Source organism: Staphylococcus sp. LKG4-2 (assembly GCF_050955665.1).
GTDB classification, from domain to species: domain Bacteria; phylum Bacillota; class Bacilli; order Staphylococcales; family Staphylococcaceae; genus Staphylococcus; species Staphylococcus saprophyticus.
The window spans coordinates 2,536,062-2,553,670 of record NZ_CP194532.1; the positions used below are offsets into that span (position 1 = coordinate 2,536,062).

The 17,609-nt window shown below is 33.8% G+C and carries 20 protein-coding genes; all 20 read right to left on the minus strand.

Features of this window, described 5'->3' with window-relative positions; genetic code table 11:
* Window positions 1–84: 84 nt before the first annotated feature.
* Window positions 85–1,050 (minus strand): ribose-phosphate diphosphokinase, encoded by a 966-nt coding sequence (locus ACM6UH_RS12510; protein WP_011303871.1) that lies wholly within the window; start codon window positions 1,048–1,050, stop codon window positions 85–87.
* Window positions 1,051–1,197: 147 nt separating this feature from the next.
* A complete protein-coding gene (gene glmU / locus ACM6UH_RS12515) occupies window positions 1,198–2,553 on the minus strand; it encodes a bifunctional UDP-N-acetylglucosamine diphosphorylase/glucosamine-1-phosphate N-acetyltransferase GlmU (RefSeq protein ID WP_048787467.1) in 1,356 nt (451 codons plus the stop codon).
* Window positions 2,554–3,208: 655 nt separating this feature from the next.
* Entirely contained in the window at window positions 3,209–3,514 is a 306-nt protein-coding gene (spoVG, locus tag ACM6UH_RS12520; RefSeq protein ID WP_011303873.1) for a septation regulator SpoVG, read from the minus strand.
* Between the two features lie 64 nt (window positions 3,515–3,578).
* Window positions 3,579–3,953, minus strand: a complete 375-nt coding sequence (locus tag ACM6UH_RS12525) for a RidA family protein (protein WP_002484206.1) — start codon at window positions 3,951–3,953, stop codon at window positions 3,579–3,581.
* 19 nt (window positions 3,954–3,972) lie between these two features.
* Window positions 3,973–4,797 (minus strand): pur operon repressor, encoded by an 825-nt coding sequence (gene purR, locus ACM6UH_RS12530; RefSeq protein WP_002484207.1) that lies wholly within the window; start codon window positions 4,795–4,797, stop codon window positions 3,973–3,975.
* 19 nt (window positions 4,798–4,816) lie between these two features.
* Window positions 4,817–5,665, minus strand: coding sequence for a 4-(cytidine 5'-diphospho)-2-C-methyl-D-erythritol kinase (gene ispE / locus ACM6UH_RS12535; RefSeq protein WP_011303874.1), 849 nt, complete (start codon window positions 5,663–5,665; stop codon window positions 4,817–4,819).
* A gap of 348 nt (window positions 5,666–6,013) precedes the next feature.
* Window positions 6,014–6,277 (minus strand): biofilm formation stimulator Veg, encoded by a 264-nt coding sequence (gene veg, locus ACM6UH_RS12540; RefSeq protein WP_002484209.1) that lies wholly within the window; start codon window positions 6,275–6,277, stop codon window positions 6,014–6,016.
* Window positions 6,278–6,376: 99 nt separating this feature from the next.
* The gene (gene rsmA / locus ACM6UH_RS12545; protein ID WP_048787466.1) at window positions 6,377–7,267 is read right to left on the minus strand and encodes a 16S rRNA (adenine(1518)-N(6)/adenine(1519)-N(6))-dimethyltransferase RsmA; all 891 of its coding nucleotides are present in this window, start codon (window positions 7,265–7,267) and stop codon (window positions 6,377–6,379) included.
* Window positions 7,268–7,819, minus strand: coding sequence for a ribonuclease M5 (rnmV, locus tag ACM6UH_RS12550; protein ID WP_011303876.1), 552 nt, complete (start codon window positions 7,817–7,819; stop codon window positions 7,268–7,270).
* Between the two features lie 136 nt (window positions 7,820–7,955).
* Window positions 7,956–8,729 carry a TatD family hydrolase gene (locus ACM6UH_RS12555; RefSeq protein WP_011303877.1) on the minus strand — a complete coding sequence of 258 codons (774 nt, stop codon included), beginning with the start codon at window positions 8,727–8,729 and terminating at the stop codon, window positions 7,956–7,958.
* A gap of 26 nt (window positions 8,730–8,755) precedes the next feature.
* On the minus strand, window positions 8,756–10,732 hold the full coding sequence (gene metG / locus ACM6UH_RS12560; RefSeq protein ID WP_011303878.1) for a methionine--tRNA ligase: 1,977 nt from the start codon (window positions 10,730–10,732) through the stop codon (window positions 8,756–8,758).
* Window positions 10,733–11,041: 309 nt separating this feature from the next.
* Window positions 11,042–11,878 (minus strand): 16S rRNA (cytidine(1402)-2'-O)-methyltransferase, encoded by an 837-nt coding sequence (rsmI, locus tag ACM6UH_RS12565; protein ID WP_002484214.1) that lies wholly within the window; start codon window positions 11,876–11,878, stop codon window positions 11,042–11,044.
* A gap of 3 nt (window positions 11,879–11,881) precedes the next feature.
* Window positions 11,882–12,130, minus strand: coding sequence for a GIY-YIG nuclease family protein (locus ACM6UH_RS12570; RefSeq protein ID WP_011303879.1), 249 nt, complete (start codon window positions 12,128–12,130; stop codon window positions 11,882–11,884).
* Complete coding sequence (locus tag ACM6UH_RS12575; protein WP_002484216.1) at window positions 12,123–12,848, minus strand: tRNA1(Val) (adenine(37)-N6)-methyltransferase; 726 nt, start codon at window positions 12,846–12,848, stop codon at window positions 12,123–12,125. Before ACM6UH_RS12575 ends, ACM6UH_RS12570 begins: the two co-directional genes overlap by 8 nt.
* Before the next feature lie 119 nt (window positions 12,849–12,967).
* A complete protein-coding gene (gene yabA / locus ACM6UH_RS12580) occupies window positions 12,968–13,309 on the minus strand; it encodes a DNA replication initiation control protein YabA (protein ID WP_011303880.1) in 342 nt (113 codons plus the stop codon).
* Between the two features lie 15 nt (window positions 13,310–13,324).
* The gene (locus ACM6UH_RS12585; RefSeq protein ID WP_002484218.1) at window positions 13,325–14,128 is read right to left on the minus strand and encodes a PSP1 domain-containing protein; all 804 of its coding nucleotides are present in this window, start codon (window positions 14,126–14,128) and stop codon (window positions 13,325–13,327) included.
* 2 nt (window positions 14,129–14,130) lie between these two features.
* Window positions 14,131–15,057, minus strand: coding sequence for an ATP-binding protein (locus ACM6UH_RS12590; protein ID WP_047503300.1), 927 nt, complete (start codon window positions 15,055–15,057; stop codon window positions 14,131–14,133).
* A 134-nt stretch (window positions 15,058–15,191) separates the two neighbouring features.
* Window positions 15,192–15,521 carry a cyclic-di-AMP receptor gene (locus ACM6UH_RS12595; protein ID WP_002484220.1) on the minus strand — a complete coding sequence of 110 codons (330 nt, stop codon included), beginning with the start codon at window positions 15,519–15,521 and terminating at the stop codon, window positions 15,192–15,194.
* A gap of 26 nt (window positions 15,522–15,547) precedes the next feature.
* Window positions 15,548–16,165 carry a dTMP kinase gene (gene tmk / locus ACM6UH_RS12600; RefSeq protein WP_011303882.1) on the minus strand — a complete coding sequence of 206 codons (618 nt, stop codon included), beginning with the start codon at window positions 16,163–16,165 and terminating at the stop codon, window positions 15,548–15,550.
* Between the two features lies 1 nt (window position 16,166).
* Complete coding sequence (locus tag ACM6UH_RS12605; RefSeq protein ID WP_047503299.1) at window positions 16,167–17,510, minus strand: aminotransferase class V-fold PLP-dependent enzyme; 1,344 nt, start codon at window positions 17,508–17,510, stop codon at window positions 16,167–16,169.
* Window positions 17,511–17,609: the final 99 nt, after the last annotated feature.

Sequence of the window (17,609 nt, forward strand, 5' to 3'; positions counted from 1 at the left end):
TTGCCCATCAACAATCTGTTGCTTGCAAATGTTTATTTATCGTGATATTTCACGAACGAAATCATTATACATTGTTAAAGGCTATTAGTCAAATAGCACACTAACTGATTCGCGTTCATATACACGTATAATTGCTTGAGCCAATAACCCTGCTACTGATAATTCTTTAGTATTCTCTGGTTTACGTTTTTCATCTAATTGAATGGAGTTTGTAACTACAAGTTCTTTAATCGCTGAGTTTTCAATACGTTCTTTTGCAGGACCTGATAGTACGGGATGCGTACAACAAGCATAAACATCTTTCGCACCTTTGTCTTTTAACGCTTGGGCAGCCAAAGTAATCGTACCAGCCGTATCTATAATATCGTCAATAATAATTGCTGTTCGACCTTCAATTTCACCAACAATATTCATCACTTCTGCAACATTTGGTTTCGGACGACGTTTATCTATAATCGCGATTGGTGTTTTAAGTATATCTGCAAGTTTACGAGCTCTTGTCACCCCACCGTGGTCTGGTGATACAACAACACACTCTTCAGGGTCGATATCTGTCTCATTTTTAAAGTATTGCGCTAAAATCGGTACACCCATTAAATGGTCAATTGGCATATCGAAGAAACCTTGTATTTGAGGTGCATGTAAATCCAATGCAATCATGCGGTCTGCGCCAGCAGTTTCAATTAAGTTTGCAACAAGTTTTGCTGTGATTGGTTCACGACTGCGTGCTTTTCTGTCTTGGCGTGCATAGCCATAATATGGAACAACGATATTAATGTTCGCTGCTGAAGCACGTCTACAAGCATCTATCATGATTAACAATTCCATTAAATGTAAATTTACTGGATTTGATGTTGGTTGAATAATAAAAACATCACAACCACGAATACTTTCTTCAATATTGATTTGAATTTCTCCATCACTGAAACGTTTTACAGAACATTTCCCTAATTCAATTCCAACATGATCTGCCACTTCCTGGGCTAACGGTTCATTACCCTTCAAAGAAAATATTTTCAAAGCAGAATTCTTATACTCATTGTTTAACATTTATAGTCCTCCAATTAATTCTTTCAATTCGTTTTGGTTTGTAGACAAGGCAAAACTTATATCGCTCAGCAACATAAATAATTGTTATGATTATCTTTAACTATATTGATTTTAACAGTTTAAGTAAGCTTGTCTAAACATTTGTGTTTATTTTTTCAAATAACCTTCTTTAGTCGTTTGTCTAGCTCTCGCTAACGCTAAACTGTCTTCTGGTACATTATCAGTGATTGTTGATCCTGCGGCTATAAATGAACGATTACCTAAAGTAATTGGTGCAACGAGATTCGTATTACATCCGATAAAGGAATCATCACCAATGACCGTCTTAAATTTATTAATCCCATCATAGTTAACTGTGATAGAACCACATCCAACATTCGTTCTTTCACCTATTTCAGCATCACCAATATAACTTAAGTGAGGTAATTTGGCTCCTGCTTTCACCACTGATTTTTTAACTTCAACAAAGTTACCAACTTTTACTTTTTTACCTAAATCTGCACCTGGACGAAGTTGTGCAAACGGACCAATCGTAGCATAATCATCCACTATCGCTTCATTAATGACAGATTGTTTAATTGTGACATTTGAACCTATTTTACTATTCGTAATTTCCGTATATTGTCCAATAACAGTATCTTCACCAATCACGCTATTGCCAGAGAGTTTCACACCAGGCTCAACTACTGTATCTTCACCAATTCTAACATCAGCTCCGATATAAGTCGTCGCAGGGTCAATAATTGTTACACCGTTCTTCATATGCTGTTCGTTAATGCGTTTTCTAAAAGCTTTTTCAGCTTCGCTAAGCATTACTCTATCATTCACGCCCATGATTTCCTCAAAATCATTCGTATGGAAAACTTCAACAATACCATGATCTTCTAAAATTAAAGAAAGTACATCAGGCAAGTAATATTCGCTCTGTGCGTTGTCATTTTTGACTAATTCTAGTTTTTCGAATAGGACTTGATTATCAAACGCAAAAATACCTGAACTAATTTCATTAATTTGTTGCTCTGCATCTGTTGCATCTTTTTGCTCAACAATACTCACCAAACGTCCTTCTGAGTCACGTAAAATACGTCCATAACCGAATGGATTTTCTGATGTCGCTGATAAAACTGTTGCATGTGCTTGATTGTTCTCGTGATGTTCAACCAATGATTTCAATGTTGCTGTCGTAATCAATGGCGTGTCTCCACAAACCACTAACGTCGTCCCTTGACTTTCACTTAAATGCTCACTTGCCATTTTAACAGCATGTGCTGTACCTAATTGTTCTTCTTGAAAACTATAAAGCGATGTGTCTCCAAGTGTCTCTTTGACACTATCTGCACCGTGTCCAACAATGGTAACAAGCTGATCTATTCCAGATTGCTTCACATTATCTGCAACATGTTCGATCATCGTTTTACCTGCTACATCATGAAGTACTTTGTATTTCTTTGATTTCATACGTGTACCTTTGCCTGCTGCAAGTACTATTGCATGTCTTTGCATGTATGTTAACCCTCCATTAAAATATACACTTCTTACCTATTATAATTTAACGCTAGTCACACTTTCAAGGCTCAAAGCACCAATGTTATATAATAAAAATATTTTTATTACTAATATTAAAAAATTGCATAACCCTATTTGTCATCATTGAATAGCTATGGAAACGCTTCAAATTTTATGCGAAATCTATAATATCTCTAATATAATATAATTTTTTATTTACGAAAATATCAACATAATCACACTTGTATTTCTTATTTTTATATTATTTAAAATTAACCAATATTCATTTTATTCCCATTTATTTTCCATTCCCTAAAACAAATCATTTCTGTCACCTTTTTAAAATCAACACTTTTTATTTTTAAAGCGATAAATATGCAAAAAACCAGACCGAACATATATGTTTCGGTCTGGTTTATATCAATTAGACGTTAAATGACTATATCGAAATTATAAAATAACTTTTCCATAAAGTACTGCATATTCACATAAAAAATCAGTCACACTTATGCATCACTTTAGCTAAGTTATCCATTTAAATAGTCACATCTACTAAAATAGAGCAAAAAAATCATTTTGAAAATAAATTTTCCGCCCTATTCGGTCGTGTATATAACAACTATTTTCCCTCAAATAGCTGAACGTATTTTATTTAAGCTTCTTCAGAATCGTCTGATGATTGCGCATTTCTGTCAGGGATGACTTCATCAGTCTCTTCATATACTTTCATTACTGCATCCTGTATTTCTTGTCTCATTTCTGAGTTAATTGGATGAGCAATGTCTCGGAATTCACCATCTGGTGTACGTTTACTCGGCATTGCGACGAATAGACCTGTGTTGCCTTCAATTACGCGTAAGTCATGTACAACAAATGACTCGTCTAATGTAATTGAAACAAGCGCTTTCATTCTTCCATCTGTTTGTATCTTTCTAAGTCTTACATCTGTCACTTTCATGTAGTGAGCCCCCCTAGTATCTCTTTGTTAGAAGCTTAACAATTTTATTAAAAATTATAAATCCTTATTTCACTTTTGCAATTAACTCTATTTCAACTTTAACATCTTTCGGCAATCTTGCCACTTCAACACAACTTCTCGCTGGTTGATGATTACTAAAGTATTTGCCATAAATTTCATTTATATTTTGAAATTCATTCATATCAGCAATGAAAATAGTAGCTTTAATTACTGAATCTAAATCTGATCCAGCTTGGTCTAACACAACTTTTAAATTTTCTAAGACTTGTTTCGTTTGCTCTTTTACATCATCGCTAACAATTTGTCCTTCTAAATTTAGAGGAATTTGTCCTGATGTGAACACAAGTCCATTAATTTCTGTTGCATGCGAATATGGCCCTAATGCTTCAGGTGCCTTTTCAGTATTAATAACTTTCATGATGTCGAAATCGCTCCTTTTAAGAAAATTTAGTTAAACTATTGCCTTGTTCCACCTTAAACTCCTGATTGTATTCATCTACATCAGATAGTTTAACTAAGGATGTATAATCTTCAATTAATCTTTGCTTAACTTCTTTTGATTCTACTAGTACAGATACCCCTTTAACATGAGCTTTAAACTCATTCATCAAATTCATAACACCATTGATTGAACCTCCAGCACGCATAAAATCGTCAACCACGAGCACGTTAGAATTTTCTGGTAATGTTCTCTTAGAAAGCACCATCGTTTCAATTTTTCTAGATGAGCCTGAGACATAGTTAATAGAAACTGTTGATCCCTCAGTAACCTTATTATCTTTTCTAATAACAACTACTGGCAAGTTCAATACATTCGCTACTGCATTGGCTAATGAGATCCCCTTAGTTGCAATCGTTACAATGGCATCTATCTCTTCATCCATATACAGTGTTGCAATTAATTTACCAACACGATTAAGTAAAGTAGGATTCCCCATTAAATCGGATAAGAATAAATATCCACCTGGTAATAAACGATCTTTCTCCTGAAGTTGAGCAATAACATCATCAATCACTTCCGTCGCTTCCGCTTTACTCATTTCTGGTTTATAGGTCACACCACCGCTAGCACCTGCCGTAGTAATAACCGTGCCAAGCTTTTCTTTTTGAAAAGTTGTTTTAATAATTTGTACATCTTCACTAATTGAAGATTTAGCTTGTTTAAACTTTTGTACAAAATATGTTAGTGGTATTAATTTGTTTGGATTATTCATTAAGTATTGTGTCATATACACAATACGTTCACTTCTTTTATAGCGCATTCATTTCATCCCTTCTTTTTCAGCCTAACAATCTTACAATATGTACTTCATTGCAGCAACCATTAACCGCGTTATATATGTGTCTTGCTTGTCTCTCTTTCCTAGCTAACGCATAAACTGTCGGGCCACTACCACTCATAACAGCACCATCCGCACCATTTTCTAACATATTGGCTTTTATTTTTAATATTTCATCATGCATCTTTCCCGAAACAGGTTCCAAGCGATTTGAAAGACTTTTACATAATTGTTCATAATCTCCAGAAATTAAAGCATTTTCACATGCTTCAGTATGCACTGTATGCGGTTGTGTTAAATCTAATTTCTTAAATATATCTGGTGACGATATACCTAAATCAGGTTTAGCAACCACAACCCAAGCAGAAGGCGGTTTATCCAAATATTCGATTATTTCGCCCTTGCCCTTACACAAAGCAGTCTTACCTAATATACAAAAAGGAATATCCGTTCCAATTTGTATTCCTAATGCACATAGTTCCTCTAACGGTCTATTTAACTTATATAAACGATTCATGCCTCTCATCGTAGCTGCAGCATCTGTCGATCCACCTGCTAACCCTGCTGACACGGGTATGTTTTTATCAATCGTAATGGTCAGACCTTGTTGTAAATTATAGGTCTTTTTCATTAGTTCTGCAGCTTTATATGCCAAATTTTTATTATCGGAGGGAACATAAGTCTGTTCTACGTCAACAACTATTTTTTTGTCTTTACGCAGTTCAAATGATAAGCGATCGTTTAAATCTATCGTTGTCATTATCATTTCAACTTCATGAAAACCATCATCTCGTTTAAAGAGTGTGTCCAACGTTAAGTTAATTTTAGCTGGCGCAGTTTCATAAATCATATTCCCACCCTCTTTCAATTTCGATATGGTAATAAAATGATTTTAACATATTGTTATCATTGTGTTGTCGGTTTTTTCAAAAGTTAATATATTGCGCCAAAATACAAATAAATAAAAATTAAAAAATAAACTTTCAACTATGTCGAAAAATCAAATCATTTCTTAATTCACTATTTTACAATAACGTGTTTACTAGATAAAATAATTTTCTTTTATATGTATAAAAATCAAAAAAAAGGTATGTCGGCGCTATACACCAACATACCTTTTTATATCAATCGTTCGAATATTAAAGTCTATTGTGAAAGTAAGATTCTGACAATCAAACATGACTTTAATTACTTTTATTTAGTGTGCAATTGCTTCTTGATGATTATCATCTTCAAAAGAAACTTGTACGTTTTCAGTTAAAACGTCAGTGTATGTATAAGACACACGTTCAAAATTATAAATATCTTGATCTAGTTCCACAATAAAAACAGAAGGGTAAGTTTCTTTTAACACACCACTACGTTCAATTGTTTTTTTACGTCCACCGTTCGCTTTAAGTACAATTCTGTTTCCTAATTGACAATCAAGTGAATTTTTGATGTCTCCAATAGATTTTGGCATATTGCTCCACCTCGCTACAAGTTGTATAATAACACAAAATGGAGGTTTTTGTCAAATAAAATATCAATTTTAGCAATGTCGGACGCGCTTGTCAATAATTTAAAATTCTAATTCTGTGAAATTTTGCAATTCATTGTATAAATTTGCAAATTCTTTTATTGAAAGTGTCTCTCCACGTCTTCGAGGATCGATGCCAGCCGCTTCTAACCATTCCAATATTTTTTCTTTATTCACTTTACCGTTTACAAATAAGCTTTGGTAATTATTATTGATTGTTTTACGTCTTTGACTAAATGCCGCTTTTGTCATTTTGAAAAATTTATTTTCGTCGTCAATATCAACGATAGGTGTTGGACGTTTCATCAATTTTACAACAATGGAATCTACATTAGGTGGCGGAAGAAAAACTGATTTAGGCACCGTTAATACTTTACTTGTTTCTGTATAATATTGTGCAACGATTGAGAGTGAGCCATAGGCTTTTGTACCAACTTGTGCATTAAGTCGTTCTCCAACTTCTTTTTGCATCATGACTACATAGCCATCAATTGGTAATTTCTGCTGCATTAAATTTAATAATATTGGCGTCGTAATATAATACGGTAAGTTTGCGACAACCATAATCTTTTCACAATCAGTCAGGTGTTCTGTTATATAATGTGCGATATCTGCTTTAAGTATATCTTCGTTGATCACGGTTACATTATCGTAAGGTCCCATCGTATCTTTTAATACAGGTATTAAACGTTGGTCTATTTCAAATGCCATAACCTTTTTAGCACTTTTTGCTAATTGTTCTGTCAATGACCCCATACCAGGACCCACTTCTATTATACCTGTCTGTTCATCAATATCACTTGCGTCAATAATATTATGAATAATATTCACATCAATTAAAAAGTTTTGACCGAGACTTTTTTTAAAATTAAAGCCATATTGATTAAGTAAAGCTTTCGTACGTGTTGGTGTGGCAATATCTTTATAATCCATTTACGATTCACTTCCTTCTTCATCACTTAAAGCAGACCTAACATCTTCTTCTGTATAGCCAAATGCATTCAACTTATTGATTAACTGTTTACCATTAGAATGGCCTATATGCAGTTTGCGACCTAACTTTTCTCTTTTATGACGTGCGTCCTTACCAACGATTAATCCTAAATCGATTAAAACATCTTTACTTATTGATTCATGACCTTCTTCAAAAGGTGTACTCACATTCATTAAAGCTTCTTTAATATCACTTAATTGTGCATGCTCTACGCCAATTTTTCCACGTTTATTTTTAGCTTTTTCTTTATCAATATATGCATGTTTCACACCGGGAATCTGTTTTTGTATCGTGTTGCGGATTTTATCACCCGGGAAATCAGGGTCAGTTAATACGATAACACCTCTTGTTTCATAGGCTTGTGCAATTACCTTTAACGTTGATTCGTTAATGGCGCTACCATTTGTTTCAATCGTATCACATTGAACAGCTCTTTTTACGCGTTCAGTGTCATCTCTACCTTCAACTACAATAAATTCATTTATTTTCATTTATTGCTTCACCTTTCGTTACTTTAATTCATTTTAGATAAAAATAAAAAAGGTATCGGTTTTAATTGTGATTACCACTTAGTATGCCTTATATCAACTAAGCTCTATCTCAGACCGATACCTTTTTGAAATATGATTATGCTTTTAATTTAAACAATCGTTCTGCGTTTTCAGTTGTTTGTTTACACACTTCTTCGTAACTCACACCACGTAATTCAGCAATTTGTTCCGCAACTAATGTTACGCGGACAGGTTCGTTTCTTTTGCCTCTATAGGGATGTGGCGATAGGAATGGTGCATCCGTTTCAACTAACAGTCTATCAAAAGGCACATGCTTTGCAACTTCTTTTGGTTGTTTTGCATTTTTAAATGTAACAGGACCACCTAATGATACGTAAAAATTCAATTTATTGATAACATCGTCAGCAATTTCAGGTGACGCGCTAAAGCTGTGCATAATGCCACCAATCTCTTCAGCGTGTTCTTCTTTAAGAATATTTACACAATCTTGTGTCGCTTCTCTATTATGAATGATAATTGGTAAATTTACGCGTTTTGCTAATGCAATTTGCTTTCTAAACAATGCTTGTTGAACATCTTTGGGCGACTTATCCCAATGATAGTCTAATCCGGTTTCACCAATGCCAATCACTTTAGGGTGTGCTGCAAGTTTTTCAATCCATTCTAAACGCTCTTCAGTACAATCAATCGCATCTACAGGGTGCCAACCAATAATGCCATAGATAAATTCATATTGGTCAATGAGCTCCATCGTACGTTCTACTGTCGGCGTATCAAAACCAACAACAAACATACGATCCACGCCATTCTCTCTTGCGCGTTCAATGACTTCCTCTAAATCTTCATCATATTGATCTGCATTTAAATGAACATGTGTATCGATTAGCATATTAATTCCGCTCCCTCAATTTGTGATTATTTAATTATTGCACCATTTGGAATTGCACTAGGCAAGCTTACAAGTGTAAGTACACCATCTTTTTCAGCAGAAAGTATCATACCTTCTGATTTTCTACCCATTAATTTAGCTGGTTTTAAATTAGTGACAACTGCTACCTTTTTGCCAATAATATCTTCAGGTTGATAGAATTTTGCAATACCTGAAACGATTTGACGTTGTTCACTATCCAAATCAACTTGAATTTTTAATAACTTATCAGATTTTTTCACTTGCTCGGCGTCAATAATTGTTGCAGCCTTGATTTCTACTTTATCAAAATCTTTGATATCAATTTGCGCTTTGCTAGGCAACTCTTCCTCAACTTCTTCTTCAATCTTGTCTGGTTGCATTGATTCCTTGATATAGCTAATTTCAACCTCGCTATCCAAACGTGGGAAGATTGGTTCGGGTTTACCACTCACCATAATCGGTTCAGTTAATGCGCCATACTGTTCAATACTTTCTAATTCAAAAAGTTCTGGTGCATTAATATTTAATTGGCTGAAGATTTGTTTTGGTGCATGTGTAAGGAATGGTCTTAATAATACCGCAATAATACGAATATTTTCTACTAAGTGTGCCATTACGTTACCAAGCATTTCTTTTTGATCCTCATCTTTAGCTAAAACCCATGGTGACGTTTCATCGATATATTTATTAGTACGACTAATGAATTTCCATATAGTTGAAAGTGCTACTGAGAATTGTAAGTCATCCATATTTTCATGGAAAGTTTTGACGGTATCTAGTGCCATTTGTTCCATATCTTTATCTAATTCGTGTTTAGGACCTTGATATGCTGGTAGTTCACCATCAAAATATTTGTTCACCATTGAAATTGTTCGATTAACTAAGTTACCCAAGTCATTTGCTAAGTCATAATTTGTACGTTCTACAAATCCTTCTGGTGTAAATACACCGTCAGAGCCAAATGGTAATTCACGCATTAAGTAGTAACGTGTTGCGTCCAAACCGTAACGATTAATCAATACGTTAGGATCTACAACATTACCTTTAGATTTACTCATTTTCCCATCTTTCATAAGTATCCAACCATGTGCGAAAACTTTTTTAGGTAATGGAATGTCTAGTGCCATTAATAAAATCGGCCATATAATAGAGTGGAATCGTACAATTTCCTTAGCCATAATATGAATGTCTGCAGGCCAATATTTCTTGAATAGACTGTCATCATCTGATAGATAACCTAATGAAGAAATATAATTTACAAGCGCATCTATCCAAACATAAACAACATGCTTAGGATTTGATTGAACACGAATACCCCAATCAAATGATGTTCTTGATACTGCCAAATCTTCAAGTCCTGGTTTAATGAAATTATTAATCATTTCATTTTTACGTGAAGGCGGTTGAATAAATTCAGGATTTTCATCATAAAATTCTAATAAACGGTCTGTATATTTAGATAAATTGAAGAAATAACTTTCCTCTTTTACTAATTCTACTTCATGACCAGAATCAGGACTCTTACCTCCAACAATCACTCCGTTTTCCATAATTGGATCGACTAATTGTGTTTCAGTATAATACGTTTCATCCGGAACAGAATACCAACCTTCATATTCACCAAGATAAATATCTCCCTGAGCCAATAAACGTTCAAATATTTGTTGTACAACTTCTTTATGTCTAATTTCTGTTGTACGTATAAAATCGTCGTTTGAAATCTCTAGTTTTCCCCATAAATCTTTAATACCAGCAATCATTTCATCAAGGTACTCGATTTCTGATTTCCCAGCTTTTTGTGCTTTTTCTTGAATTTTTTGTCCATGTTCATCCGTTCCCGTTAAATAACGAACATCATAGCCTTGCATTCTTTTATAACGTGCGATTACATCACCAGCTGTTGTCGTATAAGCATGACCGATATGTAAATTCCCACTTGGATAATATATTGGTGTAGTGATATAAAATGTTTCTTTCGCCATCAATGTTCCTCCTCGTTTCTTACATCATAAATATATCTAAATTTAATATTGTTTTCAATAAAGTAGACGTATGCTTCTGTACTGTTTTTATATGCATTTCATATTAATGAATTATATGGATAGTGTACGATTCATATGCGTTTTTTCCACTTTTTTATTGATATGATTTAATAATGGTTAATAATCTCTATCTTATCTACATTACCATAAATCACGCATGTTATGGGAGTTTTTCAACTCTTTTTTATTGTTTATATATGATTTTATATTAAGTCACTTTCACGTCTCTTTTGAAGACTTATAAAATGATTAATTAACCTCATGATAAATGTCGTATACTTCGCTCGTTTTCATATGACGTGCTTCCGCAACAACTTTTATAGCTGCTTTAGGTTTCATATTTTGATTTATATGATACGTTACATGTTCTTTAATAGACATATCCTCAAACCACGAAGTATCCTCTGCATGTTCATCACCTTCAACAAGGACAACGAACTCACCTTTCAACGGAATATTTCCATCTTCAAGTTGCTCAATCACTTCGCTTACATAGCCTGTGACAATTTGTTCAAACTTCTTAGTAAGTTCTCTTCCAACTGATACTTTACGCGCTTCATCTATGTTTAGAATTGTTTTTAAGGTATCTTTCACACGATGCGGTGATTCATAAATAATCAACGTGCTATCTTCATACATACGCTGTTCTAATATCGAATGTTTTTGCTTTTCTTTTCTAGGTAAAAATCCTAAAAATGTATAAGTAAAAGAAGGCAACCCACTTGCCATCAGTGCAGTTAAACCCGCATTAGGTCCAGGTACTGTTTCTACTCTAATTTGTTTTTCTCTTGCAGCTACAACAAGTTCATATCCCGGGTCACTAATAAGTGGTAAGCCTGCATCTGATACGAGTGCAATATCCACACCTTCTTGTAATTGTTCAATTAAATAATCTGTTTGTTGTTCTTTGTTGTGATCATGATAGGACTTGAGTGGTGCTTGTATCTCATAATGCGCACATAATTTTTTTGTCACCCTCGTATCTTCACAAGCTATCAAATCTACATTCCGTAATATATCTACTGCACGATAAGTAATATCTGCTAAGTTACCGATGGGCGTTCCTACTAAATATAACGTTGACATAAGCTATCCCTCACTTATTAATTTAAGTTTTTTTTGACGTGAAAATGTCTTGATTTCATATTCACGTTTCAATGCTTCAGATTTGGTATCAAACATTTCTTGGTAAACTAATTGTACAGGACGTCTTATTTTTGTATATTTGGCACCTTGACCATTATTATGTTTGATAATTCTTTTTTCTATATCTTTTGCATATCCTGTATATAGACTGCCATCTTTACACTTAACAATATATATATAATGTTTATCCATAATATATTTCTCTCATTTCTTCGGTATAAGTGCCATCTTTGTTATATATGTAGAATGGTGGTTGAATTTCTAAGCCCTGATTCCCGCCTTTTCTACCTTCAACAACAATCGTTTGAGCCGCTTTATCCAGTTTACTGTATATAAAATAAATTTTTTTAGGTTCAATTTGATAAGTTCTCATATGACTTAAGACATCCATTAGACGTTCCGCCCTATGAACCATGATAAATCGACCACCTTGCTTTAACAAATGCCTTGCAGCATAACAACAATCTGCTAATGTACACATTATCTCATGTCTCGCTATCTTATGCGCATCTATTTGATGTTGGTGCTGCTGATTTGTTTTAAAATAAGGAGGATTACAAGTGACTAAATCATATTGAGACGGCTTGAAATATCTATGTGCTTCTTTCAAGTCCATTTGATACATATGGATTCTCTCTTCTAGTTGGTTATATGTAATACTTCTTCTAGCCATGTCTACTAATTGCTCTTGAATTTCGACAGCATCTATCATTTGTTGCCCTTTATTCGATAATACTAAAGGAATTACGCCGTTACCAGAGCACAAATCCATTATATTATCGCGCTTTTTCACATTGGTAAAGTGACCAAGTAATAACGCATCCGTCGAAAAAGAAAATACATTATCATTTTGTATAATTCTAAGGTTTTCTTTTAATAAATAGTCTAACCTCTCATTCTCTAACAACATTTCCCTTTCCTCCCTAAAAAAAGAGGACGAGATAACGATGCTTAATAATCAAGCCTATCGCTACACCTCATCCTCAATCACATGTCATCATTATACATTAACCATTTAAATCAGTTCGATTATTCACTTAATACTTCAAGACAAAATAAACAATCGTCACCTTTTCTGTGTTTACCGAATAATTCTCCATTACAAATATGAAAACCTTCTTTATAAAGCATTGCTAAATTATCTTTGCTACGTAGCGGTTGTTTCTTTGGTAGCTTTTTCCCATTTTCAACCGCTTTAGATTTTTCTTCTTTGTCTATTAAAGTTTTTAAATTTTCATTCTCTATTTGTAAGGCGACATTTTCTTCAATCACTTCAACGGTAAGTTTTTTTAAATTTCCCATATCACTGTTGATTTGGTTTATATTGGCTTCTAGATTTGCTAATTTTTCAAATATGTCGCTACGATTCAATGTTGTATTAGCCTCCTAATTTAATGTTTCTAATTCTTCCATTTTATATTCAAGTGGCTGCTCTAGGCCCTCGACTTTAACTTGCATAGAAATATCTAAAATATTCAAACCTATGACTTTTCCATTACCTTCAGGCGTTTCAATAGCGTCTCCGACATCTGGTAATTGCGCGCGTGCTTCTTCATAATAATCATTTTCATATTTAAGACAGCACATTAGGCGACCACAGGCTCCAGATATTTTAGTGGGGTTGAGAGATAGATTTTGATCTTTTGCCATTTTAATAGAAACTGGTTCAAAATCACCTAAAAACGTAGAACAACACAGTGAACGGCCACATGGCCCTATACCACCTAGTAATTTAGCTTCGTCTCTGACACCAATCTGTCTTAACTCAATACGTGTTTTTAACTTCTGCGCCAATACTTTAACTAACTTTCGAAAATCGACACGTTCATCAGAAGTGAAATTGAAGATAACTTTTGATTTATCTAGTGTGTATTCACAATTTACCAATCTCATTTCTAACTCGTGTTGTTGTATCGTCTCTTTACATAATGCCATTGCCTCATCCGCATCATACTCATTTTTTTCATATTGTAGCAAATCATCTTCTGTAGCGAGACGAACAATTTCTTTTAATGGCAATGTGACATCTTGATCCGCAACATCTAATGGTGCATATTTCACGCGTCCCATTTCTAATCCTCTTTTTGATTCTACGACTACCCAGTCGCCAACGTCTAAATCAAAACCCTTTGGTGAATAATATTCCATTTTACCTGATTTTTGAAAATCTATTCCGACTACATTTTGCATTATTAATTCACCCCTTTTATTACAATTTGTTCAAATACTAACATCGGGTTAACATTTTGATTCAATTTTTTATGTGCTTCTGTTATTTGATCATACATCAAAATAATTTGATTGTATGTTAGTTTTTTCGAAAATGCTTTGATATCTTCCTTTAAATCATGATATATCATATCTTGATCCATACCTACTTTAGCATGCATGACATCTTCAAAGAAACCATTAACTGCTGCTAATGTCACTAACTGCAATTTTCTATTTTTAGCTTGTTTTAATAAATCCACAATAGCTATCAAAGCCATTGAACGATTGGTTAACAATAATTGGCACCATTTAACAACACTCTTGCGTAGAGCCATTAAATCGGTTTCTTCATTAAGCGTAACAGCGACTTCAATTTGCGTTGTATATGTACTTAACAATTCAGCTACTGGTTTAGTAATTTCTCGCTCAACTAATCGATTAATAAACTTGGTTTTATCAATTGGTTTAAAATAAACATGTTGGCATCTAGAATGTATCGTATCTAGAATTTGTTCTGGTTTTGTAGTTAATAAGATGGCTATTGTGTTTTCTGGAGGGTCTTCTAAAAACTTTAAAATGCTATTTTCGCCTTGAACTGTTAGTTTCTCAAAAGATTCAATAATGTACACTTTATAATCGCCTTCGATTGGAAGTTGATTCATGTGATGAACTAATTGTTCAACTTGATCCTTTTTTATTGTTGTTTCTTCAGATGATACATACATAAAATCAGGATGATTAAATGTTTCTACCTTTAACTGACATTGATAATCTCCATTACATAAAATAAGTTTCGTAAAATCAATAGCGACTTGCTGCATTGTTTGGCCATCATCGCCTTCAAATAAGTAAGCATGCGACAATTTGTTTGATTGATACGCTTTCGTCAGTCTTTCTTGTTCATCCATCATAAAGTTACTCCTTTATATAAAAAGGCTGCTCATACATAGTTACCTTACAAAGCACATTTCTTAAGAACATCTTATATGTGTCCTAAACAAAAATGTAATTTGAAAGGTTACCATATATAGCAACCATAATTCTAGAATTGATGGAAAGCTTCAACAGGCATTACAAATACCGTTGCTCCTCCAACCTCTACTTCAACTGGGTAAGGTATATAAGAATCTGCACTTCCACCCATTGGTGTTATAGGTGATACAAGTTGTTCTCTATTACCGCAAGTGTCATTAATCACTTTCAACATTTCGTCTACACGGTCATCTTCGACACCTGATAGGAATGTTGTATTACCCGCTCTTAAAAATCCACCGGTTGTTGCAAGTTTCGTTGCTCTAAAGTTATGTTTAACAAGTTTGTCTGAAAGCTCTTGACTATCTTGATCTTGTACAATTGCTATAATCATTTTCATACTAAACACCTCTTCCCAGTATTATATCATAATTTTTCTAAGTATTTGCTTATAGATTCATATGTTGCGTTCACAACTTCATCTATGCTTCTATCTGCCTCTATCACGATAAAGCGTTCAGACTCATTATGAATAATTTTTTTATATCCTTCAACTACTTTTTCGTGAAATTTTACATCTTCTTGATCAAGACGATTTTGATTTCGTTGATTTTTCAAAATACGTTCCCGACCTACAGCTACACTCACATCTAAATAAATTGTAATATCAGGGTATAAACCATTTATTGCAAATTCATTAATAGACTTTACTTCTTCTATTCCTATACCCCGTGCATAGCCCTGATATGCTAAAGAACTATCTATATATCGATCACACAATACTAATTTCCCATTTTCTAAAGATGGAATGACTTTACCCACAAGATGTTCTCGTCTTGAAGCTGCAAATAATAATGCTTCTGTACGATCATCCATGTCGTCACCCTCAAGTAATACCTCACGAATTTGCTCTCCCGTCTTTACGCCACCGGGCTCTCTTGTGAGCACAACACTGTATTGATTTTCTAATTTTTGTGCTACTTGTTGTATCACAGTAGTTTTACCTGAACCTTCCGGCCCTTCAAAAGTTATAAATGCAGACATCTTATTCATCCTTAATTTCTATTTTATTATCTTTCATACCTTCAACTCTAATTTGATGATTACACCAATAATTCATTAATTTTATCATATTTTTAGTGATAATTTCTCCTCTTAGCATGATTGGAATACCCGGAGGATAAGGAGTTAAATGCGTCGCCAATATTTTATTATATGCTTTATCTATATCTATCTTCTTAACCTTATCTATTTCTCTATAATCATACGTACCTTCTTCATTGTAAAAGGGTACATCCGTTACTTCAAACGCAACTCTTGTTTCTATATTTATTGCGCTTATTCTTGCTAACAAATCATCAAATGGAAATTGATCCCCTTTATGCCATAAAGGTAGGACTAGTAAAACTTGATAGTCATCCGCAAGCTCTACATAAATCTCTTGGTTTTCAAAAAGTGTTTGAAGTTCGATTCCTGTATAACCATTACACTGAATATTCAATTTGAGTGGATCTTCTACATCAATAATACGCATACCTTTATCTTTTAACACTTTAATTAACTGTGATCTTTTTTCAAAAAACAGACTACTATCATAGCTTTTATAAAAGTCATGTGCTAATTCTAAACTACTCATCAAAAGATAGGATGGACTTGAAGATTGAAAGTAAGTTAAATATTTCAATATATCTTCACGTAACGGCGCCTTTTTATGTATAAAAATAATAGAACTCATCGTGAGTGATGGCAACGTTTTATGATAAGACTGCACAACATAATCCGCCCCCATATTCAATGTAGAATTTGGAAAACCCATTAAATTGAAATGCGCACCATGAGCTTCATCTATTAATGTAGGAATTTGACATGCTTTCATATACTTAATCGTAGACGCTACATCAAAGCACTCGCCATAATAATTAGGATAAGTGAAAACTGCTAATTTCGCTTTATCTACCTGAGTTTTTAGTGACACTTCGTCTGGACCAACATACTGTTTTGTCTTACTACTTACGCTCGTTTTTAATAATTTACTAGAAGCACGCGCTAAATCCAAAGCATGAAAAACAGATTTATGTACATTTCTTGCGATGATATACTCTCCCTTTACTTTAGCAAAGCTTTGTATCACTGCTAATATACCGGATGTCGTTCCATTGACTAAAAAGTAAGCATCATAATCAGGATGCTTGTTGATATGTTGCATACTTTGCCCAATAACATCTTCAGCTTGATGCAAATCATCCAATCCTGTAATTTCTGTCATATCCATTTCCATTTTCAACTCATTTAAATAGCCTATCGTCATATTTTTATGGCCAGGTACATGCATGGAAATTGGTTTCTTATTCAATAAATGATTGAGCCGATCTGTTAATGGTAATGTCATTAAATCCCCTACTTTTCAAACTGAAATTCTATTTTATATGTCCCTATATTTTAACATGTCCCTAGCGACTTCTCTATAGTCATTATATTCAACTAAATA

Excerpts from the sequence above, each read along its gene's own strand:
- ACM6UH_RS12510 (WP_011303871.1), bottom strand. The coding sequence starts at position 1,050 with ATGTTAAACAATGAGTATAAGAATTCTGCTTTGAAAATATTTTCTTTG.
- glmU (WP_048787467.1), bottom strand. The coding sequence starts at position 2,553 with ATGCAAAGACATGCAATAGTACTTGCAGCAGGCAAAGGTACACGTATG.
- spoVG (WP_011303873.1), bottom strand. The coding sequence starts at position 3,514 with ATGAAAGTGACAGATGTAAGACTTAGAAAGATACAAACAGATGGAAGA.
- ACM6UH_RS12525 (WP_002484206.1), bottom strand. The coding sequence starts at position 3,953 with ATGAAAGTTATTAATACTGAAAAGGCACCTGAAGCATTAGGGCCATAT.
- purR (WP_002484207.1), bottom strand. The coding sequence starts at position 4,797 with ATGCGCTATAAAAGAAGTGAACGTATTGTGTATATGACACAATACTTA.
- ispE (WP_011303874.1), bottom strand. The coding sequence starts at position 5,665 with ATGATTTATGAAACTGCGCCAGCTAAAATTAACTTAACGTTGGACACA.
- veg (WP_002484209.1), bottom strand. The coding sequence starts at position 6,277 with ATGCCAAAATCTATTGGAGACATCAAAAATTCACTTGATTGTCAATTA.
- rsmA (WP_048787466.1), bottom strand. The coding sequence starts at position 7,267 with ATGGATTATAAAGATATTGCCACACCAACACGTACGAAAGCTTTACTT.
- rnmV (WP_011303876.1), bottom strand. The coding sequence starts at position 7,819 with ATGAAAATAAATGAATTTATTGTAGTTGAAGGTAGAGATGACACTGAA.
- ACM6UH_RS12555 (WP_011303877.1), bottom strand. The coding sequence starts at position 8,729 with ATGCTAATCGATACACATGTTCATTTAAATGCAGATCAATATGATGAA.
- metG (WP_011303878.1), bottom strand. The coding sequence starts at position 10,732 with ATGGCGAAAGAAACATTTTATATCACTACACCAATATATTATCCAAGT.
- rsmI (WP_002484214.1), bottom strand. The coding sequence starts at position 11,878 with ATGTCAACGTTATATTTAGTAGGAACGCCCATCGGTAACTTAGCAGAT.
- ACM6UH_RS12570 (WP_011303879.1), bottom strand. The coding sequence starts at position 12,130 with ATGGATAAACATTATATATATATTGTTAAGTGTAAAGATGGCAGTCTA.
- ACM6UH_RS12575 (WP_002484216.1), bottom strand. The coding sequence starts at position 12,848 with ATGTTGTTAGAGAATGAGAGGTTAGACTATTTATTAAAAGAAAACCTT.
- ACM6UH_RS12585 (WP_002484218.1), bottom strand. The coding sequence starts at position 14,128 with ATGCAAAATGTAGTCGGAATAGATTTTCAAAAATCAGGTAAAATGGAA.
- ACM6UH_RS12590 (WP_047503300.1), bottom strand. The coding sequence starts at position 15,057 with ATGGATGAACAAGAAAGACTGACGAAAGCGTATCAATCAAACAAATTG.
- ACM6UH_RS12595 (WP_002484220.1), bottom strand. The coding sequence starts at position 15,521 with ATGAAAATGATTATAGCAATTGTACAAGATCAAGATAGTCAAGAGCTT.
- tmk (WP_011303882.1), bottom strand. The coding sequence starts at position 16,165 with ATGTCTGCATTTATAACTTTTGAAGGGCCGGAAGGTTCAGGTAAAACT.
- ACM6UH_RS12605 (WP_047503299.1), bottom strand. The coding sequence starts at position 17,510 with ATGACATTACCATTAACAGATCGGCTCAATCATTTATTGAATAAGAAA.